This is a genomic window from Streptomyces sp. NPDC026672 (assembly GCF_040638185.1).
Classification (GTDB): Bacteria; Actinomycetota; Actinomycetes; order Streptomycetales; family Streptomycetaceae; genus Streptomyces.
The window spans coordinates 69,577-96,402 of the sequence record NZ_JBEZXS010000002.1 but is presented as its reverse complement, the minus strand read 5'-3'; the positions used below and the strand labels follow the sequence as shown (position 1 = coordinate 96,402).

Annotated in this window: 23 protein-coding genes and 1 tRNA gene; 17 read left to right on the top strand and 7 right to left on the bottom strand. The window is 71.7% G+C overall.

Features of this window, described 5'->3' with window-relative positions:
• Window positions 1-122: 122 nt before the first annotated feature.
• Window positions 123-1,316 (top strand): MBL fold metallo-hydrolase, encoded by a 1,194-nt coding sequence (locus AB0F77_RS02125; protein WP_361939915.1) that lies wholly within the window; start codon window positions 123-125, stop codon window positions 1,314-1,316.
• Between the two features lie 118 nt (window positions 1,317-1,434).
• Here the strand turns inward: AB0F77_RS02125 and AB0F77_RS02120 are convergent, their stop codons facing one another.
• The 3 genes from AB0F77_RS02120 to AB0F77_RS02110 all read right to left on the bottom strand — a co-directional run bounded on the left by AB0F77_RS02120 (window position 1,435) and on the right by AB0F77_RS02110 (window position 5,498).
• On the bottom strand, window positions 1,435-2,496 hold the full coding sequence (locus AB0F77_RS02120; protein WP_361939912.1) for a DUF916 domain-containing protein: 1,062 nt from the start codon (window positions 2,494-2,496) through the stop codon (window positions 1,435-1,437).
• Between the two features lie 128 nt (window positions 2,497-2,624).
• Window positions 2,625-4,160: a metallophosphoesterase family protein gene (locus AB0F77_RS02115; RefSeq protein WP_361939909.1), complete on the bottom strand. Its 1,536-nt coding sequence runs from the start codon at window positions 4,158-4,160 to the stop codon at window positions 2,625-2,627.
• Window positions 4,161-4,280: 120 nt separating this feature from the next.
• A complete protein-coding gene (locus tag AB0F77_RS02110; RefSeq protein WP_361939906.1) occupies window positions 4,281-5,498 on the bottom strand; it encodes a HupE/UreJ family protein in 1,218 nt (405 codons plus the stop codon).
• Window positions 5,499-5,669: 171 nt separating this feature from the next.
• On the opposite strand from AB0F77_RS02110, the gene AB0F77_RS02105 reads away from it, so the two are divergent.
• The 11 genes from AB0F77_RS02105 to AB0F77_RS02055 all read left to right on the top strand — a co-directional run bounded on the left by AB0F77_RS02105 (window position 5,670) and on the right by AB0F77_RS02055 (window position 17,061).
• Entirely contained in the window at window positions 5,670-6,344 is a 675-nt protein-coding gene (locus AB0F77_RS02105; RefSeq protein WP_361939903.1) for a hypothetical protein, read from the top strand.
• A 457-nt stretch (window positions 6,345-6,801) separates the two neighbouring features.
• Window positions 6,802-9,795 (top strand): ATP-binding protein, encoded by a 2,994-nt coding sequence (locus tag AB0F77_RS02100; RefSeq protein ID WP_361939900.1) that lies wholly within the window; start codon window positions 6,802-6,804, stop codon window positions 9,793-9,795.
• A 68-nt stretch (window positions 9,796-9,863) separates the two neighbouring features.
• Entirely contained in the window at window positions 9,864-10,298 is a 435-nt protein-coding gene (locus AB0F77_RS02095; RefSeq protein ID WP_361939897.1) for a roadblock/LC7 domain-containing protein, read from the top strand.
• Complete coding sequence (locus tag AB0F77_RS02090) at window positions 10,295-10,672, top strand: DUF742 domain-containing protein (RefSeq protein ID WP_361939894.1); 378 nt, start codon at window positions 10,295-10,297, stop codon at window positions 10,670-10,672. The genes AB0F77_RS02095 and AB0F77_RS02090 overlap by 4 nt, the downstream gene beginning before the upstream one ends.
• On the top strand, window positions 10,650-11,249 hold the full coding sequence (locus AB0F77_RS02085; RefSeq protein WP_361939891.1) for an ATP/GTP-binding protein: 600 nt from the start codon (window positions 10,650-10,652) through the stop codon (window positions 11,247-11,249). Before AB0F77_RS02090 ends, AB0F77_RS02085 begins: the two co-directional genes overlap by 23 nt.
• 12 nt (window positions 11,250-11,261) lie before the next feature.
• Window positions 11,262-11,840: a GAF domain-containing protein gene (locus AB0F77_RS02080; RefSeq protein WP_361939889.1), complete on the top strand. Its 579-nt coding sequence runs from the start codon at window positions 11,262-11,264 to the stop codon at window positions 11,838-11,840.
• A gap of 189 nt (window positions 11,841-12,029) precedes the next feature.
• Complete coding sequence (gene tdh / locus AB0F77_RS02075) at window positions 12,030-13,058, top strand: L-threonine 3-dehydrogenase (protein ID WP_361939887.1); 1,029 nt, start codon at window positions 12,030-12,032, stop codon at window positions 13,056-13,058.
• A gap of 47 nt (window positions 13,059-13,105) precedes the next feature.
• Window positions 13,106-14,299, top strand: coding sequence for a glycine C-acetyltransferase (locus AB0F77_RS02070; RefSeq protein ID WP_361939884.1), 1,194 nt, complete (start codon window positions 13,106-13,108; stop codon window positions 14,297-14,299).
• 39 nt (window positions 14,300-14,338) lie between these two features.
• The gene (locus AB0F77_RS02065; RefSeq protein ID WP_361939881.1) at window positions 14,339-15,241 is read left to right on the top strand and encodes a LysR family transcriptional regulator; all 903 of its coding nucleotides are present in this window, start codon (window positions 14,339-14,341) and stop codon (window positions 15,239-15,241) included.
• A gap of 82 nt (window positions 15,242-15,323) precedes the next feature.
• The gene (locus tag AB0F77_RS02060; RefSeq protein ID WP_361939878.1) at window positions 15,324-15,683 is read left to right on the top strand and encodes an MmcQ/YjbR family DNA-binding protein; all 360 of its coding nucleotides are present in this window, start codon (window positions 15,324-15,326) and stop codon (window positions 15,681-15,683) included.
• Window positions 15,684-15,747: 64 nt separating this feature from the next.
• Window positions 15,748-17,061: an MFS transporter gene (locus AB0F77_RS02055; RefSeq protein ID WP_361939875.1), complete on the top strand. Its 1,314-nt coding sequence runs from the start codon at window positions 15,748-15,750 to the stop codon at window positions 17,059-17,061.
• A 160-nt stretch (window positions 17,062-17,221) separates the two neighbouring features.
• Here AB0F77_RS02055 and AB0F77_RS02050 read toward each other — a convergent pair whose 3' ends face one another.
• Window positions 17,222-18,127, bottom strand: coding sequence for a transketolase (locus AB0F77_RS02050; protein ID WP_361939872.1), 906 nt, complete (start codon window positions 18,125-18,127; stop codon window positions 17,222-17,224).
• Between the two features lie 42 nt (window positions 18,128-18,169).
• Complete coding sequence (locus AB0F77_RS02045) at window positions 18,170-18,877, bottom strand: transketolase (protein ID WP_361939869.1); 708 nt, start codon at window positions 18,875-18,877, stop codon at window positions 18,170-18,172.
• A 144-nt stretch (window positions 18,878-19,021) separates the two neighbouring features.
• Between AB0F77_RS02045 and AB0F77_RS02040 the strand changes: the two genes are divergently transcribed.
• Window positions 19,022-19,095 (top strand) — tRNA-Pro (locus AB0F77_RS02040).
• Window positions 19,096-19,702: 607 nt separating this feature from the next.
• Here the strand turns inward: AB0F77_RS02040 and AB0F77_RS02035 are convergent.
• Together AB0F77_RS02035 and AB0F77_RS02030 are read right to left on the bottom strand one after the other, a co-directional pair.
• Window positions 19,703-20,500 carry an aminoglycoside phosphotransferase family protein gene (locus AB0F77_RS02035; protein ID WP_361939866.1) on the bottom strand — a complete coding sequence of 266 codons (798 nt, stop codon included), beginning with the start codon at window positions 20,498-20,500 and terminating at the stop codon, window positions 19,703-19,705.
• Window positions 20,501-20,589: 89 nt separating this feature from the next.
• Window positions 20,590-21,993 (bottom strand): helix-turn-helix transcriptional regulator, encoded by a 1,404-nt coding sequence (locus AB0F77_RS02030; protein ID WP_361939863.1) that lies wholly within the window; start codon window positions 21,991-21,993, stop codon window positions 20,590-20,592.
• A gap of 241 nt (window positions 21,994-22,234) precedes the next feature.
• Here AB0F77_RS02030 and AB0F77_RS02025 point away from each other — a divergent pair, with 241 nt between their 5' ends.
• The 4 genes from AB0F77_RS02025 (at window position 22,235) to AB0F77_RS02010 (ending at window position 26,735) form a co-directional block, all read left to right on the top strand.
• The gene (locus tag AB0F77_RS02025) at window positions 22,235-22,660 is read left to right on the top strand and encodes an ATP-binding protein (protein WP_361939860.1); all 426 of its coding nucleotides are present in this window, start codon (window positions 22,235-22,237) and stop codon (window positions 22,658-22,660) included.
• A 97-nt stretch (window positions 22,661-22,757) separates the two neighbouring features.
• Window positions 22,758-23,765 carry a hypothetical protein gene (locus AB0F77_RS02020; RefSeq protein WP_361939857.1) on the top strand — a complete coding sequence of 336 codons (1,008 nt, stop codon included), beginning with the start codon at window positions 22,758-22,760 and terminating at the stop codon, window positions 23,763-23,765.
• Between the two features lie 124 nt (window positions 23,766-23,889).
• The gene (locus AB0F77_RS02015; RefSeq protein WP_361940550.1) at window positions 23,890-25,374 is read left to right on the top strand and encodes an amino acid permease; all 1,485 of its coding nucleotides are present in this window, start codon (window positions 23,890-23,892) and stop codon (window positions 25,372-25,374) included.
• The gene (locus AB0F77_RS02010; RefSeq protein ID WP_361939854.1) at window positions 25,374-26,735 is read left to right on the top strand and encodes a glutamine synthetase family protein; all 1,362 of its coding nucleotides are present in this window, start codon (window positions 25,374-25,376) and stop codon (window positions 26,733-26,735) included. The genes AB0F77_RS02015 and AB0F77_RS02010 overlap by 1 nt, the downstream gene beginning before the upstream one ends.
• Window positions 26,736-26,826: the final 91 nt, after the last annotated feature.

Here is a 26,826-nt window from a genome sequence, read left to right as displayed (position 1 = left end):
GACATCGCGCACTCGGAGGCCCGCCGGGGCCCGGTGGAGGGGGCCGGTGGGCCCGAACGGATCGGGCCGGTCGGCCGCGCCGACCATAATGGATGGCCTGACCGACTCCTCCAGGAGGTACCGTGACCGGTTTGCGTTCCCTGAGCTCCGGGCTCCGCGCGCTGCAGCCCGCGGCCTTCGGCGCCGACCCGGGCGGTGACCGCCTGGCGCGCATCCGCAGATCCCCCCATTTCAAGGACGGCGTCTTCCAGAACCCCGGCGGCAGCACCCGCCGCGGGCCAACCGGCTCGACGCTCGAACTCGCCAAGACCTACTTCGACAAGGACACCCGCCCGCGCCGCGCCCCGCGCGGACCCGTGCCCGTGCACGCCACCACCCTCGCCGACCTGGCCAAGCCCCCCGCCACCGGACTGCGGCTGACCTGGATGGGCCACTCCAGCGTGCTCGCCGAGATCGACGGGCAGCGGGTGCTGTTCGACCCCGTCTGGGGCGAGCGCTGCTCCCCGTTCCCGTTCGCCGGGCCGAAGCGGCTGCACCCCGTGCCGCTGCCGCTGGCCGCGCTCGGCCCGGTCGACGTCGTCGTCATCTCGCACGACCACTACGACCACCTCGACATGCCCACGATCAAGGCGCTGGCCGGCACGGACACCGTGTTCGCGGTCCCGCTCGGCGTCGGCGCCCACCTGGAGCACTGGGGCGTGTCCGCGGACCGGCTGCGCGAACTGGACTGGCACGAGGAGACCCGGGTCGGCGGCCTCACCCTGACCGCCACCCCCGCCCGCCACTTCTGCGGCCGCGGCCTGCGCAACACCCAGCACACCCTGTGGGCGTCCTGGGCGGTCACGGGCGCCGAGCACCGCATCTACCACAGCGGCGACACCGGCTACTTCGAGGGCTTCAAGGACATCGGCGCCGCGTTCGGCCCGTTCGACGCCACGATGATCCAGCTCGGCGCGTACAGCGAGTTCTGGCCCGACATCCACATGACGCCGGCGGAGGCCCTGCGCGCCCACCTCGACCTCCAGGGCGGGCAGCCGCACGGTGTGCTCCTGCCGATCCACTGGGGCACGTTCAACCTCGCCCCGCACGCGTGGGCGGAGCCGGGGGAGTGGACGAGGGACGCGGCCGAGGCGGCCGGACAGACGGTGGCCTTCCCGACCCCGGGCGAGCCCTTCGAGCCGGGCGGCAAGGTGCCGGGCGAAGCCTGGTGGCGCACGGTGTCCGCGCCCGTCCGCCGGCACTGGCTCGGCCCGGTGGGCACCGACATCACGCTGGAGGGAGCCCGCGGGGATCTCGACCTCGCGGACGAGCGCTGACCCGGCGGCGAACACCCGCGCGAGCCCGGCCGACACACGTCGACCGGGCTCGGGTCATCACCGCCGCCCCCACTTCGGCCGTCGCCCCCGGCGGCGGGCAGGGCCCGCCGCCGGTCTCCTACCGGTCCGAGGTCTCGTGCTCGCGCGGCAGTTCCGCGTCGACGTTCTCCCGGCCGGCCCGCTCCGCGCGGGGCGCGGCCCGGCGGCGGCGCAGCAGCGTCACGGCCACGACGACGAGCGCGACCAGGACGACGACGAGCACGAGCAGCGCCCAGGGCACGGTCCAGGCGTGGGCCGTCGACGTGGTGGCGGCCAGCGGGGCGATCGAGCCCGCGGAGTCCGTGAGCAGCGGGACGAGCGCGACCGTGCCCGTCAGCCGCAGCGCGGGGGTCACCCCGCGTACCGGGACGGACACCTTCCAGGTGTCGCCCGGCAGGAGCGGGGGAGAGTCGGCGACCTTCCCCGCGGCCACCCGCAGCTTCCCGAACGGGCCGGACACGGACACCGTCTGACGGGCCGTCAGGATCGTGTTGCCCGTGTTGCGGACCGTGTACGTCACGGTGGCGTCGCCCTTGCCGAACGGGTTCGCCGTACCCGCATGACGCACCCGCAGGTCCTCGACCGCGAGCGCGGACCTCAACTGCCCCGCCACACGCAGCCGGACCCGGATGCCGAGCCGCTGCTCCGTGCCGTCGGGCTGCCGCAGCGACGTGACGACGCCGCCCATGTAGTCACCGGGCGGCGTGGCGGCCGGCAGGGCCAGGGTGAACGGCACCTCCGCCGACCGGCCGGGCGCCACGGTGACCTCGGAGCGCTCCGGGCGGACCCAGGCGCCGATCCGGGTCGACCTCGCCCCCTGCGCCACCAGGTCGAGCGCGCCGTCGCGGGCGGTGAACCCGTCGGCCGCGTACACCGCCAACTCCACCGGCGCGGAGCCATGGTTGGCGATCACGAGGCCGTCCTCGATCCGGCCGCCCGGGTTCAGGGTGTAGACGTAGTTCTCGCGCGCGGTCCCGAGGTCGCCCGACGCCGTGTCGACCGTCCACTCGGCGTCGCCGTCCGCCGCAGCGGCCGGGGTGAGCCCCGCCGCGAGGACGCCCAGCAGGGCGAGCAGCAGCACGGACGCGTGATGGACGAGGGCTCGGGGGAGGGGGGCCGTACGCGGTCCGGTCGATGGCATCTGGAGATCCTCGGGCGGTTCGGGAACGTCGGGACGGACATCCGCGGACGGGGCGGGCGCCCGACGGCACCCGCCCCCGCGGGGCGCGGTGCCGGACCGCACGGCGGCCCGGCACCGCGCCCATGGGCCTACTTCAGCCAGCCGGGCTTGCCCGGCACGGGGAGCCAGTGGTCCCACTTGTCCCGGCCGTGCTCACGGAAGGGGTGGACGACCACCTTGTCGACCGTGGAACCGACCGGACGGGCGGGGGTGGCGCCGCTGTCGGGGCCGCACCACGACACCTTGTTCAGCTCCACCGCCGCGTTGGGCGCCGCGCACGTGCCGCTGCGCAGGTCCTGGACGACGAGCCGGTCGCCGCGCACCTGGACCTTCACGTAGGTGCGGACGTGCTCCTGGTTCTCGACCGAGTTCGCCCAGTGGTTCTTCGGGTTCAGCGGGTCGGGACCGTAGTTCGGGTCCTGCGTGGTGTCCGGGGCCGTCAGGTCGTAGTACTTCGAACCCGACGCCGAGTTGGCCGTCACGTAGACGACGCCGCCCGGGCCCTGGGCCACCTGCGCGGCACCCGGGCGCTCGGCCGGGTTGGCCTTCTTGCCGTTCTTGATCACGTAGCTGCGCGAGTAGCTGTGGTCGTGACCCTGGAGGACCAGGTCGACACCGAGCTTCGAGAACGCGGTCGGGAAGTCCTGACGGCGCTTCTGGTTGTCGGAGTCGTTCGCGTGGTCGGCCGGCGAGTAGATCGAGTGGTGGTACACGAGCACCGTGTACTTCGCCTTGGCGCCCTGCTTCTTGACGACGTCCTCGATGTAGCCGAGGTGCGCCTCGTCGGCACCGTTGGCGTAGGCGTTGCTGTTGATGTCGATGAACAGCACGCCCTTGTACGTGTACCAGTAGTCGCCGCCCGACTCGGTCGCCGGGTTGCTCTTGTAGAACGCGGCGGAACGGTCGGTGTTCGGCGTCCAGAAGTGCTGGTCGTACGCCTTGCCGCCGACGTCGTGGTTGCCGATGGTGGCGGCCCACGGGTACTGGCGCAGCTTGTCGGAGCCGAGGAACGCGTTCCACTGCGCCTCGGTGTTGGCGGTCTCGACCTGGTCGCCGCCGGAGACGAGCAGCTCGGACTTCGGGTTGGCGGTGAGCGCGACGTTCAGCGTGTCGGCCCAGCCCGCACCGTCCTTGGCGACGTCGCCCGAGGACCCGATCTGCGGGTCCCCGAAGAACAGGAAGTCGAAGTCGCCCTTGAAGTCCTGGGTCTTGAACGAGTACGTCGGCGACCAGTTGCCCGGCGTACCGACGCGGTAGGTGTACGCGGTGTTCTTGCGCAGGCTGTCGAGCGTGGCGTGGGCGTTGTAGCCGCCGTTCACGGTGTTCGCGGCGATCGTGGCCCCGAAGGTGACCGCGTGCGCCGGGAACGTGCCCTTGTGGACCTGCGAGGTGGGCGCGAGCTGGACCACCTGCGGCGCGTTCGTGGCGGTGTACCACGTCACGACGCGCTGCGACTCGGTGGCGCCCACGCCGAGGACGATGCCTGCGGGCGTGGCGGAGTTCTCGGCCTGGGCGGTGGTCGCCAGACCACTGCCGAGCGAGACGACGACACCCAGCACCACCGCGGTGGCACCGGTGACGGTGCGACGCCGCGCGGTTCTGTCTGTCCCCTTGACGAGCTTCATCAGCTTCCGTTCGTTCGAAGAGCGGGGTAAGAGCGACGTAAAGGTTGCGTGAGACGGTGTCGGCGACATGAACGGCGGTCGAGCGGACTCCGACACTTGCCGAAAGGGGACAGTGCGGCCTCAACCGCCGAGAACGCGCTGCACGAACCACAACAGGCCCATCACGGACACTCCGGCCGCGATCGCCCCGGTCACCCACAGCGCCACGGCCGGCAGCCGGTGCCGCAGCAGCGCGAGCACCGGGAACACGGCCACGACGATCCCCAACTGCACCGCCTCGATACCGACGTTGAAGACCAGCAGCGACCACAGCAGCGTCCACGACCAGGCGTGCTCGATGCCCAGCGCCGAGGCGAAACCGAGCCCGTGCACCAGGCCGAAGCAGAAGACCACGGCCAGCCGCGTCCAGCCCGCGCGGTCCAGGCTCAGATGGCCGTGCCCGGCGGTCTCCAGGTCCGTGGCGTGCGACCGGCGGCTCGCCAGCCGCCACAGGTGCCAGCCCGCGACGACCGCGATCGACAGGGCGATCACGGGCTCCACGAACGACGCGGGCACCTCCACGAGGCCGAGGGCGGCGAGGACGAACGTCACCGAGTGGGCGAGCGTGAACGTCGTCGCCGCCAGCACTATCTCCCGCAGCCGGCGCGACCCCACGATCAGCGCCAGCAGGAACAGGATGTGGTCGAGCCCGGTCAGCAGGTGCTCCGCGCCCAGCCGGAAGAACGTCCAGAACCGCTGCGCGCCCGACTGCTTCGTGGAGAACGTCCGGTGCTCCGCGTCGAGCGCGGTGCTCCCCGACGTCAGGTCCAGGTCGTACGTGATGATCGTCTTGGTGTCGCGGACATACCCCTCGGAGTCGGGGAACAGACCGCTGCGCACCTCGTGCGCCTCGGCCGCCCCCGGACAGCGGAAGTCGAGCACCAGCGAGGCGTACGGGACCCCCTCGCGCCGTTCCACGGCGAAGCCGCCGACCCGGGCCGGGGCGCAGGCGCGCTTCCCCGCGGTGACGGCGAAGCGGCGGGCCACGTACGCGACGACCGTGTCGGCGTGGGCGTCCAGCGCGGCGGCCTGCGCGGCCGCGTCGCCGTCCTCGAACGCCGCGGTCCCCTCCCGGAACAGCCGGTCGTCCTTGCCGTAGTCGGCGGCGGAGACCACCAACAGGTCGTATTCCAGCCGGAGCCGGCCGCGGACGTGCCCGGACCCCGGCGAGTCGAGGTCCGCGTACACGGTCGAGGAGAACCCGTGCGCGGGGGCCGGCGCGGCGGTGAGCAGCACGGCCGCGGCTGCGGCCAGGGTGACGACGGCGGCGTGGACGCGGCGTCGGACGGCGGGGAACATGAGACTCCTTCGCGGTTGGCGCACGGAATCTCCTCGGCCCGGATGAACGAACGGCGCCCCGGCGACGAACCCGCGACGAACCCCTTCCGACCAGGGCAACTCGGGCTCGGCAAACCGCGTGCGATGAGGTAGGAAGTAGGCGCACTTTCCGCTTCCCGAAGGACGATCCCCATGCGTTCCCGACTTCTGTCCGCCGGCATGTCGGCCGTGGCCGCGCTGACCGTCCTGGCGCTCGGCGGGTGCGGTTCGTCCGACGACTGGTCCGAGCCGCACCCGGAGCCCTCCGCGGTGGGCGCCCTCGGCGCGGGGTTCTCCGACCCGTCCGCGCCGCCCGCGCCCGAGGCCACCATCACCCCGCGGCCCGGCTCCTGGGACCGGGTGCGGCCCTCGAAGGGCTACCGGGTCGTACTGCTGACGACGGGCGAGGACCGCCGCACCACGACCCTGGTGGACGCCGTCACCGAGTGGGCCGGGGCGGAGCACGTCAGCCTGCGGACCGTACGGCCCGCGAAGCCCGACCGGTTCGTGCCGGACATCGCCGACGCCGTCGCCATGAAGCCCGACCTGATCATCAGCGCCGGCGACGACCTCGTCGACCCGCTCGCCATGGTCACCCCCAACCATCTCGACCAGCAGTTCCTCGTCGTCGGCGCGGAGTTGGCCGAGCCGACGGCCAATGTCACCGCGGCCGACTGGACGGGCGCGTCGTTCCGCGGCGAGGGCCTCGGCATGTCCTCGCGGTACGACGCCGCCTCGTTCACCCCGGAGCGCGCGGCGCGTGCCGTACGGGCCGGTGTCGCGGCGGTGCTCACCGGGCTGACCGGGATCGTGGTCTGGCTCGACTGACCGGATCCGACGCCACGTTGGACACGGACAGTGATGTCCACCCCTGAGACGGAAGGCCGACAGGGGGTGGTCGGAAGGCCGGTGAGGGGCCGTGACGGGTCGGCCGGAGCCGGGTGCGGGGCAGGGCGACGGACGCGGCACGCGACGGCCGTGGAGCCGGACGCCCAGCAGCTCTTTTCTTTCTGATCGGTTCTGACCAGGTCGGATCGTTCGTTCGGCGTTCGTGTACGCGCCGCCCGCCGGCCCATCGATCTGTCGTACGACGCCTCATACCAGAGCGGGACTGTCCGCGGGAGACTTTGTCAACTGCGCATCGCACAGGACGGACAGGCGACTACTGTGAGTGGCCGCTGGGTGACGCGTGGCCGGAACACATCGGCCCACCCATCCGGCACGCGATGACGCATGCCCGCATCGCGCGAGGAATCAGGCCCGACGGACCCGTACGAGGACACCGATGTCTCAGCTCCGTGCACCGGCCACGCGTCCCGACCGCCGTGAGGGCGGACGGCACGGACGGCCGGTCGCCCGCCCCGTTCCCGCGCTGCCCGAGACCGACATACGGTCCCAACTGCTGCGGCTGGCCGTGCTGCCGCCCGTCGCGGTCGCGCTCAGCGCCAGTGCCGCCGTGCTGTTCACCGTGCGCTCCACAGGCGCCCGGACGCACCTCGTCCTGTGGGCCGTGCTCGCCGGGGCGTTCGCCGTCGCGGTCGCGGCCGTCGTGATCGCCGCCGTGGCCGCGGACCGCGCCGCGCGCTCGGTGGGCGACCGCGTCGACGCGCTGCGGCGCAGCACCGCGCGCGGCGAGGCGGACCTGCGCTCCCTCGTCGAGGCGCTGCGCCGGGGCGAGGGGCCGCCGCCGCGGCGCAAGCAGCGCGGCGGGCCGCCGCGGGACGCCGACGACTTCGAACTGCTCGCCGCCGACCTGGCCCGCGCGCACGAGGGCGCCGTCACCGCCGTCGTGCACGCCGCGCAACTCTCCAGCCAGGCCGGCAGCGAACAGAAGCTCGAGGTCTTCGTCAACCTCGCCCGGCGGCTTCAGTCCCTCGTGCACCGGGAGATCTCGATCCTCGACGAGTTGGAGAACGAGATCGAGGACCCGGACCTGCTGAAGGGTCTGTTCCACGTCGACCACCTCGCCACACGCATCCGGCGGCACGCGGAGAATCTCGCCGTGCTCGGCGGGGCCGTCTCGCGGCGGCAGTGGAGCAACCCCGTCTCCATGACCGAGGTGCTGCGCTCGGCGATCGCCGAGGTGGAGCAGTACTCCCGGGTCAAGCTGGTGCCGCCGATCGACGGCGAGCTGCGCGGGCACGCCGTCGCCGACGTCATCCATCTGCTGGCGGAACTCGTCGAGAACGCCACGGTGTTCTCCGCCCCGCACACCCAAGTGCTGCTGCGCGCCAACCTGGTGACCGCCGGGCTCGCCGTCGAGGTCGAGGACCGCGGGCTGGGCATGCCGGTGGGGGAGCAGAACAAGATGAACGCGCTGCTGTCCGACCCCGACCAGGTCAATGTCGCGAGCCTGCTGGCGGACGGGCGCATCGGGCTGTTCGTGGTCTCCCAGCTCGCCCGGCGGCACGGCATCGACGTACGGCTCCAGTCGAACATCTACGGCGGCGTCCAGGCGGTGCTCATCGTGCCGCGGGGGTTGCTGGGCGCGGCGTGCGGCGCGGCGGGTACGCAGGGCGTGGGCCGCCCGAGAGACCCCGCGGGCCAACTACCCGCAGCGCCGACACCGCCGGTGGCCCCCGCAGCTCCCCTCGCTCCGGCGATGCCGGCGGCCGCCGCACCGCCGACGCCCTCCGCGGGGCCGGTGCCTCCTGCGGGGCCGGTGCTCCCTGTGCCGCCGACGTCCCCTGTGGCTCCCTTCGCTTCCGCGATGCCGGCGGCTGCCGCACCGCCGATGCCCTCTGCGGGGCCGGTGCCTCCTGCGGGGCCGGTGGCTCCCGTGCCGCCGACGTCCCCTGTGCCTCCCTTCGCTTCCGCGATGCCGGCGACTTCCGCATCGCCGATGCCCCCTGTGGGGCCGGTGCCCTCTGTGGGGCCGGTGGCCCCCGTGCCGTCGGCGCCCCCTGTGGCTCCCCTCGCTCCGGCGATGCCGGTGGCTGCCGCACCGCCGATGCCGCCTGCGCCGCCAGTGGACCCTGCGGTGCCGGCGGTCCCCGCGGTGCCGGTGGCTCCTGCCGTGGCGGCAGCGTCCGCGCTGCCGGTGGTACCGGTGTCGTCCGTGGAGACGGCGGGCGGCCAGCGGCGACTGGTGCCGGGCCAGAACCCCACCCGCCCGCCCGGCAGCGGCCCGTGCCCTGCCCATGCCGCCGGCCCCGGCACCGGCCCTGGCCCCGACGCTGCCTCGGGCCCTGGTTCCCGTCGTGGCCCGGGCGCTGCCTCGGGATCCGGCTCCCGCCGAGGCCCTGCCGCCGCCCCCGGCCCTGGCTCCCGTCCGGGACCCGCAGTGCCAGGTCGCCGTCCCGCCCCCGCACTTGTCGCCGATCCCGGACCTGGTCCTCGTTCCCGACCCGGACTCGGTGCCGGTGGCGATGCAGGTGTCGATCCCGCTTCCGCTACCGGAATCGGTGCCCATCCTGGCCCCGGTCTCCGACCCGGAGCGGGATTCGGTACTGATCCGGGTTCCCGTCCGGGCCTCGGTGCTGGTGCCGGCCCTGATCCGGGTTCCCGTCCGGGCCTCGGTGCCGGTGCCGGCCCTGATCCGGGTTACCATCCCGGCCCCGGTGCCGGTGTCGGCCCTGATTCCGGTCCCGGTGCCCGACCCAGCGGACGCGGTCCCGCGCCGCTGCCCGTGCGCGGGGTCGACGGGGCGCGAGCCAATCCGGCGGATGCCGTGCCCGGGATCCGGCCCGACGAGCGGTTCGCGCCCGTGCCGCTCGACGGGGTCGTGCGCGGCACGATGGAGCGGCCCCGGCTGCCGCGCCGCCGAGCCCAGGAACACCTCGTGCCCCAACTGAGGGGCGGCCCCGCGCCACGTCAGGGCGGTGACACCGCCGCCGAGCCGGACCCCGGTCTGATGGCCGCGTTCCAGCGAGGCATCGTCCTGGCCGAGTCCCAGCAGCACCCGGACACCCCCACCACCGGCGGCCCAACCGCCCCCCGCCCCTCCGGCGACACGGCCTACGGCCTCCTGGACCACACCGCCCTGGAACGCACCGCCCCGGACCACCCCACCCCGAACCAGGGCCCCGCGGAGCCGACCCACATGGGTGCCACCGACATGGGTGCCGTCGACATGGGCGCCACCCACATGGGCGCCACCCACATGGGTCCCCCGGCCATGGGTGCCGCCGACCTGGGTGTCCCAACCATGGGCGGGGCCTACATGGGCTCGGCCCATATGGGGTCCGCCCACACGGGTGCCGGCGACACCAGTGGGAGCCTCGGCGACCCGGACCGTGCCCCCGCCCACCGGCCCCGTGGGAGCGACCCGGCCGGATGAGTGGTGTTCCGATCGCCCCCACCCCCAGCGCTCCCGCAGACCTTCGTACCCCAAGGAGTCGATCGACCATGGCGAGCGATGTGCCGACCGCCCAGGTATCCGACCTCGACTGGCTGATGACCGGCCTCGTGCAGCGCGTGCCGCACACCACCAGCGCCCTGCTCCTGTCCTCCGACGGCCTCGTGAAGTCCGTGCACGGCCTCGACCCCGACAGCGCCGACCATCTGGCGGCCCTCGCCTCCGGCCTGTACTCCCTCGGCCGCAGCGCCGGCGTCAGATTCGGCGACGGCGGGGACGTACGGCAGGTCGTCGTCGAACTCGACGCGACCCTGCTGTTCGTCACCACCGCGGGCTCCGGCACCTGCCTCGCCGTGCTGGCCGGCCGCGAGGCCGACGCCGCCGTCCTCGGCTACGAGATGGCGATGCTGATCAAGAGCGTGCGCCCCTACCTGGTGACCGCCCCCCGGCAGCACTCCGCCGAACCCCGGGCGATGACGTCTTGAGCGTCACGGCGGCCGGCGACGGGCCCTGGCTCGACGACGCGGCCGGACGACTGGTGCGCCCCTTCACGGTCAGCGAGGGCCGTACCCGGCCCAGCATCGCGCTCGACCTCCTGTCGCAGGTGATGACCACCGGCGCCACCCCCCTCGGCTACCTCGGCCCGGAGCACGCCGAGGCGCTGGCCCTGTGCCGGGCCCCCGTGTCGGTCGCCGAGATCTCCGCCCACCTTCGGCTGCCGGCGGTGGTCACCAAGGTGCTCCTCTCGGACCTGGTCGACGGCGGCGCGCTGACCGCCAAGCCCCCCGCCTTCTTCCACAACCCGACGGACCGGTCCCTACTGGAGGCAGTGCTCGATGGACTACGACGACAGCTCTGACCTGTTCCCCACGGCCCTCAAGATCCTCGTGGCCGGGGGGTTCGGGGTGGGCAAGACGACCTTCGTGGGCGCCGTCAGCGAGATCGCGCCGCTCAGCACGGAGGAACTGCTCACCACGGTCAGCGCCGCCACCGACCGCCTCGACGGGATCGAGAACAAGGTCGAGACGACCGTGGCGATGGACTTCGGCCGCATCACCCTCGACCCGCGGCACGTGCTGTACCTGTTCGGCACCCCCGGTCAGGAGCGGTTCTGGTTCATGTGGGACGAGCTGTCCGAGGGGGCGCTCGGCGCCGTCGTCCTCGCCGACACCCGCCGCCTGGAGGAGTGCTTCGCCGCCGTCGACTTCTTCGAGGAACGCGGGCTCGGATTCGTCGTCGCCGTCAACGAGTTCGACGGTTCCCACCGGTACGAACCCGACGAGGTGCGGGCCGCGATGGACCTCGACCCCGCCGTCCCCGTGGTCCGCTGCGACGCCCGTATCTCCAGCTCCGGGGTCCAGACGCTGCTGACCCTCGTACGCCATCTCATCGCGCACGCCCCGGCCCCCGTGCCGAGCCACCGCGCCCACCGGTGACGGAGCCGCACCATGAGCTACGAGCCGCCGCGGCCACCCGTCAGAGGACTGCTGCTCACCCCGGAGGACAGGGAAGCGCCCGCCCGGGTACGGCGGTTGCGCGGCCTGGGCCTCGGCGAGCGCCCCGACGCGGGACTTGACGCCGTCGCCCACCACCTCGCCGGGCTCACCGGCACGCCGTACGCGATGGTCAACTTCATCGGTGAGGAACGGCAGTTCTTCGCGGGCCTGCGCGTCCCGGAGACACTGACGGCCGACGGGGGACACGGCGGCGGACCGGGGCTCGGCCGGACCCTCCCGCGCGAATACGGGTTCTGCACCCATGTGGTGGCCCGCCGCAGGGCGCTGGCCCTGGAGGACGTGCGCGACTACCCGCGCTTCGCGGGCAACCCCGTCGTCGACGGCTACGGCATCCACGCCTACCTCGGCGCCCCGCTCATCGACAGCACCGGGATGGTGCTTGGCACCGTGTGCGTGGCCGACCTGCGACCGCGGCCGTGGGGCAGGAGCGGTCTGGAGACCATCAAGGCGACGGCCACGGACCTCACCGCCCGGCTCGAACGCCGCGAGCACGACGGGCTGCCGCTGTGACCACGGGCTCCCCCGTGACCACGGGCGGGACGGCGGGGGCGTGAAGGAAAGCTGAGGCGCCGGTTAAGAAATCCTCGATGGACCCGGCCCCGCGCGTACGGCAGATTGCAGGGAGATTCCACACTCTTCCCCCGGTGAGGGCCCCTTCGGCGTGCCCGGAACCGGAACCTCACCACAGGAGCCGTAGCGTTGAAGGCGCTGGTCAAGGAGAAGGCGGAGCCGGGGCTGCGGCTCATGGACGTGCCCGAGCCGACCGTGGGACCCGGTGACGTGCTGATCAAGGTGCAGCGCACCGGCATCTGCGGCACCGATCTGCACATCCGGGCCTGGGACGGCTGGGCGCGGCAGACGATCCGCACCCCGCTCGTCGTCGGGCACGAGTTCGTCGGCGAGGTCGTGGGGACCGGCCGAGACGTCACCGACGTCGCCGTCGGCGACCGGGTCAGCGGCGAGGGCCACCTCGTCTGCGGGAAGTGCCGCAACTGCCTCGCCGGGCGCCGCCATCTGTGCCGGGCGACGGTCGGCCTCGGCGTCGGCCGCGACGGCGCGTTCGCCGAGTACGTCGTGCTGCCCGTCGGCAACGTGTGGGTGCACCGGGTGCCGGTCGACCTGGACGTCGCCGCGATCTTCGACCCGTTCGGCAACGCCGTGCACACCGCGCTGTCCTTCCCGCTCGTCGGCGAGGACGTGCTGGTCACCGGGGCCGGACCGATCGGTCTGATGGCCGCCGCCGTGGCCCGGCACGCCGGCGCGCGCAACGTCGTGATCACCGACGTCAGCGCGGAACGTCTGGAACTCGCCCGCAAGATCGGGGTGAGCCTCGCCCTCGACGTCTCCGGCGCGTCCATCGCCGACGGACAGCGGGAGCTCGGCCTGCGCGAGGGCTTCGACGTCGGCCTGGAGATGTCCGGCCGGCCCGAGGCGCTGCGCGACATGATCGCCAACATGACGCACGGCGGCCGCATCGCCATGCTCGGCCTGCCCGCCGAGGAGTTCCCGGTCGACTGGGCCCGGATCGTCACCTCGATGATCACGCTCAAGGGCATCTACGGCCGTGAGATGTTCGAGACCTGGTACGCCATGTCGGTCCTCCTGGAGGGCGGCCTCGACCTCTCCCCGGTGATCACCGGCCGCTACGACTACCGCGACTTCGAGTCGGCCTTCGCCGACGCCGCCGCCGGCCGTGGCGGCAAGGTCATCCTCGACTGGACCGTCTGACCCTCCGACCGGACCGCCCGCAGCGCAAGCCCTTCCAGGAGCACTCCATGTTCGACTCCGTGCGCGACGACCTGCGCGCCACCCTCGACGAGATCCGTGCCGCCGGGCTGCACAAGCCCGAGCGCGTCATCGGGACCCCGCAGTCCGCCACCGTGAACGTCACCGCGGGCGGACGCCCCGGCGAGGTCCTCAACTTCTGCGCCAACAACTACCTCGGCCTCGCCGACCACCCCGAGGTGATCGCCGCCGCCCACGAGGCGCTGGACCGCTGGGGCTACGGCATGGCGTCCGTGCGCTTCATCTGCGGCACGCAGGAGGTGCACAAGGAGCTGGAGGCACGCCTCGCGGCCTTCCTCGGCCAGGAGGACACCATCCTCTACTCCTCCTGCTTCGACGCCAACGGCGGTGTCTTCGAGACCCTCCTCGACGCCGAGGACGCGGTGATCTCCGACGCCCTCAACCACGCGTCGATCATCGACGGCATCCGGCTCTCCAAGGCCCGCCGCTACCGCTACGCCAACCGCGACCTCGCCGACCTGGAGGCCAAGCTCAAGGAGGCGTCCGGCGCGCGCCGCCGGCTGATCGTCACCGACGGCGTGTTCTCCATGGACGGCTACGTCGCCCCGCTGCGCGAGATCTGCGACCTCGCCGACCGCTACGGCGCGATGGTGATGGTCGACGACTCGCACGCCGTAGGCTTCGTCGGCCCCTCCGGCCGCGGCACGCCCGAACTGCACGGCGTCATGGACCGCGTCGACATCGTCACCGGCACCCTCGGCAAGGCCCTCGGCGGCGCCTCCGGCGGTTACGTCGCCGCCCGCGCCGAGATCGTGGCCCTGCTGCGCCAGCGCTCGCGCCCGTACCTGTTCTCCAACACCCTCGCCCCGGTCATCGCCGCGGCCTCGCTCAAGGTCCTCGACCTGCTGGAGTCCGCCGACGACCTGCGGCTGCGGCTCGCCGAGAACACCGCGCTCTTCCGCCGCCGGATGACCGCGGAGGGCTTCGACGTCCTGCCCGGCGACCACGCCATCGCGCCCGTCATGATCGGCGACGCGGCGCGGGCCGCCCGCATGGCCGAGCTGCTGCTGGAGCGCGGGGTGTACGTGATCGGCTTCTCCTACCCGGTGGTCCCGCAGGACCGGGCCCGCATCCGCGTCCAGCTGTCGGCCGCCCACTCCACCGAGGACGTCGACCGCGCGGTGGACGCCTTCGTCGCGGCGCGCGCCGAGCTGGAGGGCTGAGACGCCGAGCACACCGGACATCTTGCGATAATCGGTCGCATGATCGAAGCGCGGCGGCTCCACATCCTCCGTGCGGTGGCCGACCACCGCACGGTCACGGCGGCGGCCGCCGCGCTCTACCTCACTCCCTCCGCGGTCTCCCAGCAGCTGACGGCGCTGGAGCAGGAGACCGGCCACCGGCTGGTCGAGCGCGGCGCGAAGGGCGTACGGCTCACCCCGGCCGGCGAGATCCTGCTCCGCCACACCAACGCGGTCCTCGCCCAGCTGGAGCGCGCCGGGGCCGAGCTCGCGGCCTACGGCTCGGGCGAGGCGGGCACCGTGACCGTCGCCGCCTTCGCCACCGGTATCGCCCAGGTCGTCGCCCCGGCCGTGGCCCGGCTCGCCGCGTCGGCGCCCGGCATCCGCATCCGGGTCCAGGACGCGGAGGGCGACGCCAGCCTGCCGATGGTCCTGGACCGGCAGGTGGACGTGGCGGTCGCCGTCGAGTACCGGGGCGCCCCGCCCGCCGACGACCCCCGGCTCACCCACGTGCCGCTGTACGCCGAGCCGTTCGACGCGGTCGTGCCCCTGCACCACCGGCTCGCCGACGCCGCCGAGGTGCCCCTCGCCGAGCTGGCCAAGGACGTCTGGATCGGCCCGTACCCGGGCAACCCGTGCCACGACGTGGTCGTCCTGGCCTGCGAGAGCGCCGGTTTCCAGCCCCGCCTCGAACACTCCTCGGACGACTTCCGGGCGGTCGTCGCGCTGGCCTCCGCCGACGCGGGCGTGGCGCTCGTGCCGCGCTCGGCGCTGCGCGGCACGGACCTGTCGGGCGTGGTCGTGCGCCCGGTCGACGGCGTGGCCCCCACCCGCCGGGTCTTCGCCGCGGTGCGCCGCGGGGCCGAGGAGCACCCGCTGATCCGCCCGGTGCTGGACGCCCTCGGCGAGGCGGCGCGGACCTGAGGACTCCGTGACCGGTCCACGGCCGGGGGCGGTCGTCGGCGGCGCGGGGTGACTGTCGGTGGCACCGGCTACGGTGCGTCTCATGCCGGATGCCGAAGACGTACGTCGAATCGCCCTGTCCCTGCCCGAGACCACCGAGAAGGTCGCCTGGAGCATGCCCACCTTCCGGGTCGCGGGGAAGATGTTCGCCACACTGCCCGAGGAGGAGACCTCACTCGCCGTGCGCTGCCCCAAGGAGGAGCGCGACGAACTGGTGCTTGCCGAGCCCGACAAGTTCTGGATCGCCTCGCACGAGGCCCAGTTCGCCTGGGTCCGGGCCCGGCTCGCCGTGCTGGAGGACGAGGACGAGCTGCGCGACATCCTCGCCGACTCCTGGCGGCAGGCCGCGCCGCCCCGACTCCTCGACGCACACCCCGAGTTGGGCCTGCCCGGCGGAGTGTGAGACCGCCCGGCGCGGCATGGCATGATCCCGACGGCGGGAACGGCGGGGAGGGGAGCGGGCGGGCATGACCGGGACGTCGGCACGGCACGACAGCGTCACCAGGACCGGACACGGCGGGACGGGGACCGGACCCGGCGCGAAGGACGGCGTCCCGGCCGTCTGGTCACGGGACTTCGCACTGTTCTTCGTCGCGCGGGCCGTCGCCCGACTCGGCGACACCATGCTGCCCGTGGCCCTCGCCGCCGGACTCCTCGAACACGGCTACGGCGCGGGCGCGGTGGGCCTCGCCATGGCCTCGACCGCCGCCGCGTTCGCCGGGCTCGTCGTCTTCGGCGGGGTCGTCGCCGACCGGTTCAGCACCCGCAGACTGATGATCGGCGCCGACCTGGTGCGGCTCGTCACCCAGTCCGTCGCCGCCGCGCTGTTCTTCACCGGACACGTGGTGCTGTGGCAGATCTGTGCGATCGGCCTCGTCAACGGCGTGGCCGGCGCGGTCTTCCAGCCCGGCGTGGCCAGCACGGTGCCCCGGCTCGCCTCCGACATCCAGGGCGCGAACGGCGCCGTCCGCATCGCCGAGTCCGCCGCGCAGCTCGCCGGGCCCGCGCTCGCCGGACTGCTCGTCGGATTCGCCTCGCCGGGCGGGGTGTTCGCCGGGCACGCGGCCACGTACGCGGTCAGCGCGCTGTGCCTGCTGCTGCTCCGGCTGCCCCCGCTGCCCGAGGGCGCGCGTGCGGCGGGCGCCGGGATGCGCGCCTTCACGGCCGATCTCGTCGAGGGCTGGCGGGAGTTCAGGGCGCGCACCTGGCTGTGGGGCGTCATCGCCGTCTGGTGCCTGTACATGGTCGCGGTGTGGGGGCCGACCGTCCCGCTGGTCGCCACCGAGGTCGTCCAGCAGCACGGGGCGCGCGCCTACGGCCTGATCAACTCGGCCCTCGGCGCGGGCACCGTCGTCGGCGGGCTGCTCGCCCTGCGGCTGCGGCCCCGCCGGATGCTGCGGGCCGGCGCCGTCGCCCTGTTCGCGTTCGTCGCCTTCCCCGCGAGCGTCGGCGCGGGGCTCGGCGTGCCGGCCATGGCCGCGGGGGCGGCCCTCGCCGGGGCCGGGATGTCCTTCTGGGGCGTGATGTGGGCGACCAGCGTGCAGACCCAGGTCCCGGCCGACGTCCTCAACCGCATTCACGCCTACGACGTCGCCGGGTCCCTCGCGATGATGCCCGTCGGCCAGGCCCTGGCCGGCCCCGCGGCCGGTGTCCTCGGCGCCGGCCACGTGCTGCTCGTGGCGGCCGTGACGAGCGTCGTGGTCGCCGCGTCGCTCCTCCTGATCCCCGCCGTCCGAAACCTCCCCCGAGCGACCCCGGCCCCGGCAACGAACGGCCACTGACTCGTTTCCCCGGTGGACGGCGCCCTGGAGTGGCCAGGGAAGGCGCTTGGGCGTACGCCGGGGCAGCCCAGGGACCGCCGGGCTCGACGCCTCGACACGCTCGCCCCCGGGCCGGTGGCCGCGCCGGTCGGGCTCCGGCCTCCGAGCCGAGGCGGTCCGGTCAGGCGTGCGCGCCGGTGAACGTCGTGATCCGGGTGCGCAGTGCGGCCGGGTCCAGGCCGTGGGCGGTGAGGTGCTCCTCGACCGTGCCGTAGCGGCGCAGCTCACGGCGGCCCACGCCGAGGCCGAGCACCCGGTGCGGCACGTCCGCCAGCGCCTCGTTCACCACCCCGGCCGACGTCCCCGCGAGATACGGCTCGACGAGCACGACGTCCGTGCCCGCCGCCCGGGTCGCCCGGCGCAGCGCGGCCGCGTCCAGGGGCCGTACGGTCGTCGCGTACAGGACGGTCGTGTCGAGCCCCTCCGTCGCGGCGAGCACCGCGTCCAGCAGCGGCCCGACGGCCAGCACCACGCCCGAGCGGCCCTCGCGCACGGTCAGCAGCCGCTCGCCGTCGACCGGCCGCGGCCTCCGGTTGGCCTGCACGGACAGCCGTACGTACACCTTGTCGTCACCCGCGGCGACCGCGTGCCGCAGCAGCGTCGCGGCCTCGTCCGGATGCCCGGGGACGTGCACGGTCCAGCCGTCCAGGGTGTCGAGCAGCGCCACGTCCCCGGGCGCCATGTGGGTGTAGCCGCCGGCCGGCCAGTCGAACGAGGCGGCGGCGCTGACCAGCACCGCGCCCGCGTCCTGGTGCCCCAGGTCGAGTTTGACCTGCTCGAAGGGCCGCTCCACCAGGAAGCTGGCGAAGGTGTGCACGACCGGCCGCAGCCCGGTCAGCGCCAGTCCGGCCGCGGCCCCGACGAGCAGCTGCTCGCGGATGCCGACGTTGATCACCCGGTGCGGGTGGCGGCGCATCGCGTCGGTGAAGCCGTCCGCGCCGACCTCGGCGAGGACGACCGCGACACGCGGATCCTCGTCGAGCAGCCGGGTCACGACGGGGGCGAAGCGGTCACGCATGGTGTCCATGGGAGCGGGGTCCTTCCGCGGGAGGCGTGAAGTGGTGGGGGATCAGGCGTACTTGGGCTCGACACGGGCCACGACCACGTGCGGCCGGCCCGGGTGCGGGGCGGTGAACGCGGAGTGCAGCGCGGCGTGGTCGCGCCCGTCGACGGTCACCGCCGACCAGCCGGCGGCCGCGAAGCGCGCGGCGATCCCGCCGGGCCGGGCGTGGCTCGCGGACGCGTTGTCGACGACAACCGTGTGCAGCCGCTCCAGACCGGTCGCCCCGGCGAAGGCGATCGCCTCGTGGTTGCTGCCCTCGTCCAGCTCGGCGTCCCCGATCAGCACCCACACCCGTGCCTCGTCGAGCCCCTGGGCGCGCAGCCCGAGCGCCTGGCCCACCGCGATCGGCAGCCCGTGGCCCAGCGACCCGCTGCCGATCTCCGCGCCCGGCACCAGGGTCCGGTCGGGGTGGTGGCCGAGCGGGGAGTCGTAGGAGCCGAACCCCGGCAGCCACTCCTCGGGCACGAAGCCCTTGGCGGTCAGGACCGCGTAGTACGCCATCGGCCCGTGCCCCTTGCTCAGCAGGAACCGGTCCCGGTCCGGGGCGGCGCCCGTCCGCGGCCCGACGCGCAGCACCCTGTCGTACAGCACCCACAGCACGTCCAGGGTGGACGTCGCCGCCGGGCCGTGCTTCTCGTCGCCGGTCATCAGCCCCATCAGCCGGGGCAGGTCCTCGTAGGTGTACGTCCGCCCGTGTTCCTCGGTGATCGTCATGCCTCCGATCGTGCAACCTCGACCAAACTTGAGGTCAAGCGCCGACGCGCGGGCGGCGGCAGAAAGGGGTGCGCGACCACCGACCCGAGTGCGGTATTGTTTCCCTGCGCGTTTCGACCGGGGAAACCCCAGGTCAAACGGCACCGGGACGTGGCGCAGCTTGGTAGCGCACTTGACTGGGGGTCAAGGGGTCGCAGGTTCAAATCCTGTCGTCCCGACTCGTGAGAGTCGCAGGTCAGGGCCGGTTTCGGAGTCATCCGAAACCGGCCCTTGAACATTCTTGGGGACCAGATGGGGACCGGCGTCCTTGACCGAGGTCAGCGGGTCACGACGATCGGGCTCGGCAGTGAGCGTGGTCTCAAAGCCCTCTACCTATTATGGACTTCTCGACTCTGGGCCTGATCACGGGCCTTGTCACTGGCCCGTTGGCTTTGTGGCTTCGCCTTCGCTGGCGCGTGCGGCAAGAGCAGGCGCGCGGTGCCTACCTCGTTGGTATCGCTCAGGCTCTTCCCCGGGGAGGGCGGTTCGCCGGACGGTGCGGGGACGGAATCCGGCTTCGCCTAGTCGTGAACGGGAGCACTGAGCATGAGTGATCGCGAGCCCCTACGACGATGTCCTGCTCGGCGGACGACCTGTCCGACTGGTTCGATGCCCACCCGATCAAATAGCAGAGGGGAAGGGGCATCCGGGCGCGTGGCCGGAGCCCGCCGGATACCACTTGATCAGCTTCCCTGGTTCTGGTGGTGCAGAGGGCTCCGCATCATTGTTGCGAAGACCGGTGAGTCGGGTGGCGAAGTTGTTCAGGATCGTACGGACGCGATCACGCTACATAATTCCCCTCCACTGCCATGGCCGCGGCCCGTGACGGCCGCGCAGGCAGTTGATACGGAGCTGGGCCTGGTCCACCCACTCCGGATTACGGGCTGCGTGCTGGGCGGCGTACGTCACCATGCGAAGTTCCCGGGCGCCGGCCAGGATTTCGTACCCGGCCCACTCGGTGACGTCGTATCCGTATGCGGCACAGAATTCGTCGTACTCGGCCGGGGTTACGACGCCGGTCGTCTTCGACCGTACGGCGGTGGACACGAGATCCCATTCGGGCGGGCCGATCGAGAACCGTTCCAAGTCCATGATCACCCGACCGCCACCGACGAGCCGAACCAGGTTGCCGGGCCAGGCGTCGCCGTGGACTGCACACTCTGGTCGGCCCGTGGGCCGTGCGGCCCACGCGGCAACGAGATCTTGATGAAGGCCGCGCAACCACGAGAGGTCTTCGTTATCCAGGGTCGTAGCCGCCTTCAACCGCTCGTCGATCCGTACGAATGGATCGACGTGGCCAAGGTCGAACTCTGGTGTAGGCAGGGCATGGAGCTGGTGCAGAAGCTGCGCGACGTCAAGCACCGTGCCGTGCTCCTGCGGCGGGAGCTCTTCCCAAAAGGTGACCGGGCGGCCGTCTGCCTCGACGGGCTGGGGGACGTCGATCGGGCGTACGGCAGGCACATTGTTCTCAGCGAGCCAGTGGGCGACACGGACCTCGCGCGAGGCGGCAGCGCCCTGCCCGGCCCTGGCGATCCGCACGATCACATGCGGCTCGGGGAGGCGCCAGATCTGATTCTCGGCCATTCGCACTGGCTCGGCGCCGTCGCTTGCGATGCCTGCCTCCGCGCATGCCTGGTCTAGGACATGGCGGGCAGCCGCTGCTGTCGAGGCTGTCATGAAGAAACCGCAGTGGTGATGCGCTCACGCAATGCCAACGCCTCCTCGACACGGGGATGCTTCGCGGCGAAGGCCGCTAGCTGGCGAAGGTCGTCGGCAGCTCGGCGAGACGTGAGTCGGTCGACTTCATCCAAAGCATCGTGGCCGATCGCCGCCGCTCGCCGTGGGTCGCTCGTGGCCATGATCAGCGACGCGAGTTTGGTGCGGGAGATCGCGCGGGACCGCTTGAAGTCGTCGCCGTGGCCATGCACCGCGGCGGCGAGGCGTCGCGCGGCCCGGCCGGGGTCGTGGCCTTCTCTGACGACCAGGTCGAACAAAGCGTGCGCGGTGTCGCCGTTGTGCTGGGGTTCGTCGTAGTACGCCATCCATGGCGGGTCTTCACTGGGGCGTGTCTGCCCGAAGGCTTCATCTGCCTCTCCCACGGCAGCCAGGCAGTCTCGTACGTTGCCCATCTTCCCGAACGCCCGAGCCCGTGCGGTGTGAAGCATGGCGCGCTCGGTCGCTGTGATTCGATCCGACCGCACCAGGCCCTTCTCCGCGTAGGTGAGCCCGTCATCTGGTTTACCGATCCACACGGCTTGCCGGGCGAGGAAGCTGAATGCCTTGGCTCGCAGGTGCCAGTTCCCTGCCTCCTCGGCGCAGTCGGCAGCAAATATGAAGGCCCCGGTGGCGTAGGCATGCCGGTAGGCGTCGAATGCAGAAGCGCCGACGACGATGCCCAGATGTGAGATGGCTGCCAAGAGATCGGCACGTAGGTGATCGGCGCAGCGCACATGGAGGAGGCCGGCGGCCCAGTGCATGGCAGGGCCGGCGACATCGCCGACCAAGCCTCCGCCACCGAGTTTGTTGTCCAACTGGCTGATGACTGAGGCAACTTCCCGAACCTCGTCAATGGTGCCGGGACTGATCGTCTCCGGCAGCACCAGTGCGGGAGGTGTGAACGCCTCGGCGATGTTCATGGGGGTGAGGGCGGCAAGACCGCCGGCTTGGAGGAGCGAGCGTCGGTACACGGACTCATGGCTTCCTGAGCGAGGGGATACATCATCTCTGCCCAGGATGCGGCCTGTGTGTACCTGAACTGTCCCTTCCGCAGCGTTGCGGCGACGCTTATCGGCATCAGAGGGCCTTTTTTCGGCATGGCGTTTGCCGAAGGCCATCGGCCAGGCTCGGCCGAACACGCCACCGGTGTCGAGCGCGTCGTCAAGCCGTTGGGCCACTTCTCGTTGGAGCGAGGGATAGTTGCCCTTCTCGACCATGAGGATCATGTCGTCGCTGACCTGGGTTAACCGCCCCAGGGCCTTCGCCGATAGCGCTTCCGCCTTGCGGCGCTGGCGCAGCTCGTAGCCGAACCACTCTTGTGGCGATGCTCCTGGATCGAGTTGCTTTTCTGGCTGTGGCATCTCCCGTCCCCGTCACTGTGATGCCGAACTCTTGGTGTCTCGGCATCAGGTTCTGCACACGCTCGGCGCGCTCTGCCTGAATGGTTGCTGATCGGTTCGGTTCCAGTACACACCGCAACCGCCCCCTGTCGAAGGGGGTTTCGGTACAACGGACGGAGCATCTGTGAGCGCGCTTCTCGACGCTGACGCAGCGGGCACTTCTGTGCGAGCAACGTCCAGAAGTGGGCGCAGTCAGTACGACGTGACGTTCGACGTAGAGGCCAGGCTCCTTGCCGGCGTCCGGCGCATTGTGCGTGAACACCTTCGTTGGTGGGACGTCAGCGAGGAGGTATCCGATCGCCTTCTCTTCGCCATCAACGAGTTGTTGACGAACGTGGTGGAGCACACCGAGCCGGACGCAGGCGGGCACCGCATGGCGAGCCTCCTCGTGCAGTACGTTCCCGGCGGTGTCACCGCAGTCGTCACCGACCATGACGTTCGGCCGTTGGTGCGAAAGACCGCGGCTCCTCTTGACGAGAGCGGCCGCGGTCTCATGCTCGTCCGCGCATTGGTGGACGAGTCGTCAGTGTCGATGTGGGACGCAGGAAAGGACATCTGGGTCTTCATCGCCGACCCGGATTCCTCGTCGACGAGTCCTCAAGATCCCTCCACCGAGACCGTGCAGTAATGGCTAGCGAATCCCCCCAAACCATCTGATCCGAGGCCCTCCAATGTCCTACGCGTCAGCGGCTGGTGTCACCTCCAGCCGTAGCGGAGACCGAGTCATGTCCTCCAGCGACCTGCCCCTGATCGTCAGCCCGGTCGGCGCCGACACCGATCTGCGGGCCGCGCTGGAGGACCTGAGGATCGGGCGCTATCACGCTACCCGTGACCTGTTGTCCAGAACGGGCGGGAACTGGGCGCTGCGTACGAGCCGCAGCCGGCTCCTGGCCGTCGGCGCGGGGGAGGGCGGCGTCTTCAAGACCTGGGTGGACGAGGAGCCGACCAGCGCGGACGCGTGGATGATGTGGGGGCGGGTGCTCACGCGGGCGGCGCTGACTGCCCATCGTGGTGGTAGGGGCGAGGGTCTGGTGGCGCGCGCCGTGGTGATGGCGCGGGACGCCTGCTGGAAGGCTGCGTCGCTGCTGCCGGAGTGTCCGGTGCCGTGGGTCTGTCTCCTTCATCTGACCCAACTGCCTTTCGATGCACGCTACTTCGACCCGCACGTGCGCTCCCACCGTGAGCCGTGGAACCGGCTGGACGATCCCACGATGATCCATGAGGGGCCGTGGCCGCTCCTGGCCGAGATCAACTGGCGCCATCCCGGTAACCGGGAGGGGCATCACCGGATGCGGGAGGCCCTGTGGCACCGGGGCAAACCCGGCGCCGCCATGAACTACTCGTGCTGGGAGGCTGCGGGCCCGCAGACCAACCCCGAACTGCTGATGCTCCCGATCTACGCGCTCATGGACATCTACCGGCAGAGGCACGGTGGCGGTCATGGTGCGGCGCTCCGGTTCTGGCAGGACGACGGGCCTGCGAGCCACGCACGGCGGGCCCGGGACGGCTGGTTCGCCAAGATTCCGCCCGTTCAGCACGCGTGGCTGTCCCTGCCGGACCTCAACCACCTGGCGCACGCCCTCGTGGCGTGCGGTGAGGACGCGCGGGCCGTGTTCCTGGCGATGGGCCCCTACGCCACCCCGGAACCATGGCAGGACATCAACACCAGTCTCGGCCGCAGCTACGACTGGACGACCGAATTCCTCCGCGTCCGGACGTCCGCCCTGCGGTGAGTCCCGTCGTGATGAACAGCCGGGCACCTCCGTCCCCCTTGGCCATCCCTCCCAGATCTGTCCCCGTACCTCTTCCCCGTCTGAAAGTGGATCTCTGGTGTCTCCCAGAAGACGTTCCAGCACCATAGCCCCGGACAGTGACGACGACGTCCTGGCCGCCCTCGGGATCAAATCCGAGCTCTCCCGCAAGATGGGCTCATTCGGTAATTTTGCGATCTCGTTCAGCGTGATCTGCATCCTGGCCGGCGGCATGTCCCTGTTCGGGTTCGGCATGGGCCATGGCGGGCCCGTGGTCATGCTCGGCAGTTGGATCGTGATCGGTTTCATGACGTTACTGGTCGGGCTGTCGCTCGCCGACGTCGTCTCCGCCTACCCCACCAGCGGCGGCCCCTACTTCATGGCCGAGAAGCTGGGCGGCGCGCGCTGGGGGTGGGTGACCGGCTGGCTGAACTTATTGGGCCTGCTCGGCGCCATAGCCGGCATCGACTACGGCGCCGCGGCATTCGTCGGCGCCTTCGCCCAACTCCAGTGGGGCATCACCCCCACCGACACCACGACCATGGCGGTCTTCGGCGGCATCCTGCTCCTGCACGGGCTGATCAACTCGCGCGGCATACGCCTGGTGGACGTCCTGAACAAGATCTCGGTGTGGTGGCAGCTCGGCGGTGTCGCCGTCATCGTCGGCACGCTCACCCTGGCGCCGGCCGACCACCAGTCGGTGAGCTTCGTCTTCACCCACTTCCACAACGACACCGGGTTCACCAGCCCCTTCTACGTCGCTCTCGTCGGCTCCCTGCTGGCGGGCTACACGTTCTGCGGCTACGACGCCTCCGCCCACGTCGCCGAGGAGACCACCGACGCCCAGGTGTCCGCGCCGAAGGGCATCGTCCGCTCCATCTGGGTGTCCTGGGCAGCCGGCTTCGTCCTGCTGGCCGGGCTGCTGTTCGCCGTCCAGGACTACACGGCCACGCAGAACACGGCCACCGGTGTGCCGCCGGCTCAGATCTTCCTCGACGTCCTCGGAGCCGGCGGGGCGAAGGCGTTGCTGGCGGTCGTCATCGTCGCCATGCTGTTCTGCGGCAACGCCGAGGTCGCCGCCGCCTCCCGCATGATCTACGCCTTCTCCCGCAGCCAGGCCCTGCCCGGCTCCCAGAGCTGGCGACGCGTGAGCGCACAGACGAAGACCCCGACCCGCGCCGTGTGGGTCGCCGTCGTCATTCCGTTCCTCCTCGCCCTGCCGGCGCTGTGGTCGCCCGCCGCCTACGGTGCGATCACCGCGATCAACGCGGTCGGGATGACGCCCGCCTACGGCATCCCCGTCTACCTCGCCCTGCGCAAGGGCCGGGACTACAGGCCCGGTCCGTGGAGCCTGGGCCGCTGGCGCCGGCCCATCGGGATGATCGCTGTCGCCTACGTCGTCGTCATCACCGCCGTGTTCTGTCTGCCGCAGTCCACACCGATCACCGCCGACTCCTTCAACTACGCCGGCATCACACTGCTCGTGGCGCTACTGCTGGCCTGGGGCACCTGGCTGACCCGCGGCAAGAGGGACTACCAGCTCACCGCCGCGCAGCCCGGTGAAGCCCTGCTCGGCGAAGGCGGCTTCTGATGACCACACAACCGCCGATCCGCACCGAAGCCCCCTGGCCGTCCGGACCGGTCTCGCGCGGGGTGCTGAACGGCCTCCTGAAGGAGGGGACCCTCACGGAGATCATGCTGGCCGTGCCGGACATGCAGGGACGGCTCCAGGGCAAAATCTTCAACGCCCGGGTCTTCCTCGACCGGATGACGGACGGCGCGGAAATGTGCTCGTACGTCCTGGCCACCGACATCGACATGACCCCCCTCGACGGCTTCGACCTCACCAGCTGGAAGCAGGGCTACGGCGACTTCGTCGTCCGGCCCGACCTGGACACCGCCCGCATGCTGCCGCACCGGCCCGGTACCGCCCTCGTGATCGGCACTCCCCTCCAGGACGGCACACCGGTCCCCGTGGCTCCCCGGCACATGCTCCAGACGCAACTCGATCGCCTGCGCGAACTGGGACACCTCGTGAAGGTCGGCGTCGAAGCCGAGTTCGTGCTCTACACCGACACACCGTCCGGGCGCATCCCCGCGTGGGGCGAAAACCTCGACTACGGCCTCCAGCACGCACCCCTCGTCACTGACTTCTTCCGCCATCTGAGCGACGCGCTGAGCGACGCCGGCATCGTCCACGAGGCGATCAAGACGGAAGGTGCGGCGGGGCAGGCCGAGGTGACGTTCGCCTACCGGGACGCGCTTGGCGCCTGCGACGACTACGCCACCTTCCGGCACCTCGTCCACGACATCGCCGCACGACACGGCATGCTCCCCGCTTTCATGGCGGCCCCGGAGACCGGAGTCGGCAGCGGCCTGCACCTGCACCTGTCCCTGTGGTCCGAGAACGAGGACCCGGAATTCGCCCACGACCAGGGGCAGACCCTCCCGCCGCTGATGGAACGCGCCATCGCGGGACTGCTCTCGGCCCTGCCACACCTGGCCCCGCTGTACGCACCCGTGGTCAACTCGTACAAGCGCTACCAGCCGCGCTCGTTCGCCCCTGTTCGCTACAACTGGGGCATCGATCACCGCGGCTGTGCGGTCCGGGTCACCGGCCACGGCGACAGCGCCAGACTCGAAGCCCGTCTCGCGGGCGCCGACGCCAACGCCTACCTCGCGCTCACCGCCTACCTCGCCGCCATCGGCTATGGCATCGAGGTCGACCTGCCCGTGCGGCCGGCCTGCGACGGCGACGCCTACCAGGACCGGTACGCGATGCCCTTCTACTCCGACCTGGACGAAGCACTCCAGCACTTCGCGCACGGCATCCTCGCCGAAAGCCTGCTCGGCAAGGACGTCGTACGGCACTACGCCGCTGCGGCCCACGCCGAACTCTCCTGGCACCGCAGATATGTCACCGACCTGGAACGCCGCCGCGGAATGCGCTGAGACTCCCTGCCACCAGGTGCCTTGGCCCCGGACCGGACAACGGTCCGGGAACGAGGCCCTGCCCCCTGCCACCGGCCACGCCGTGAAACCC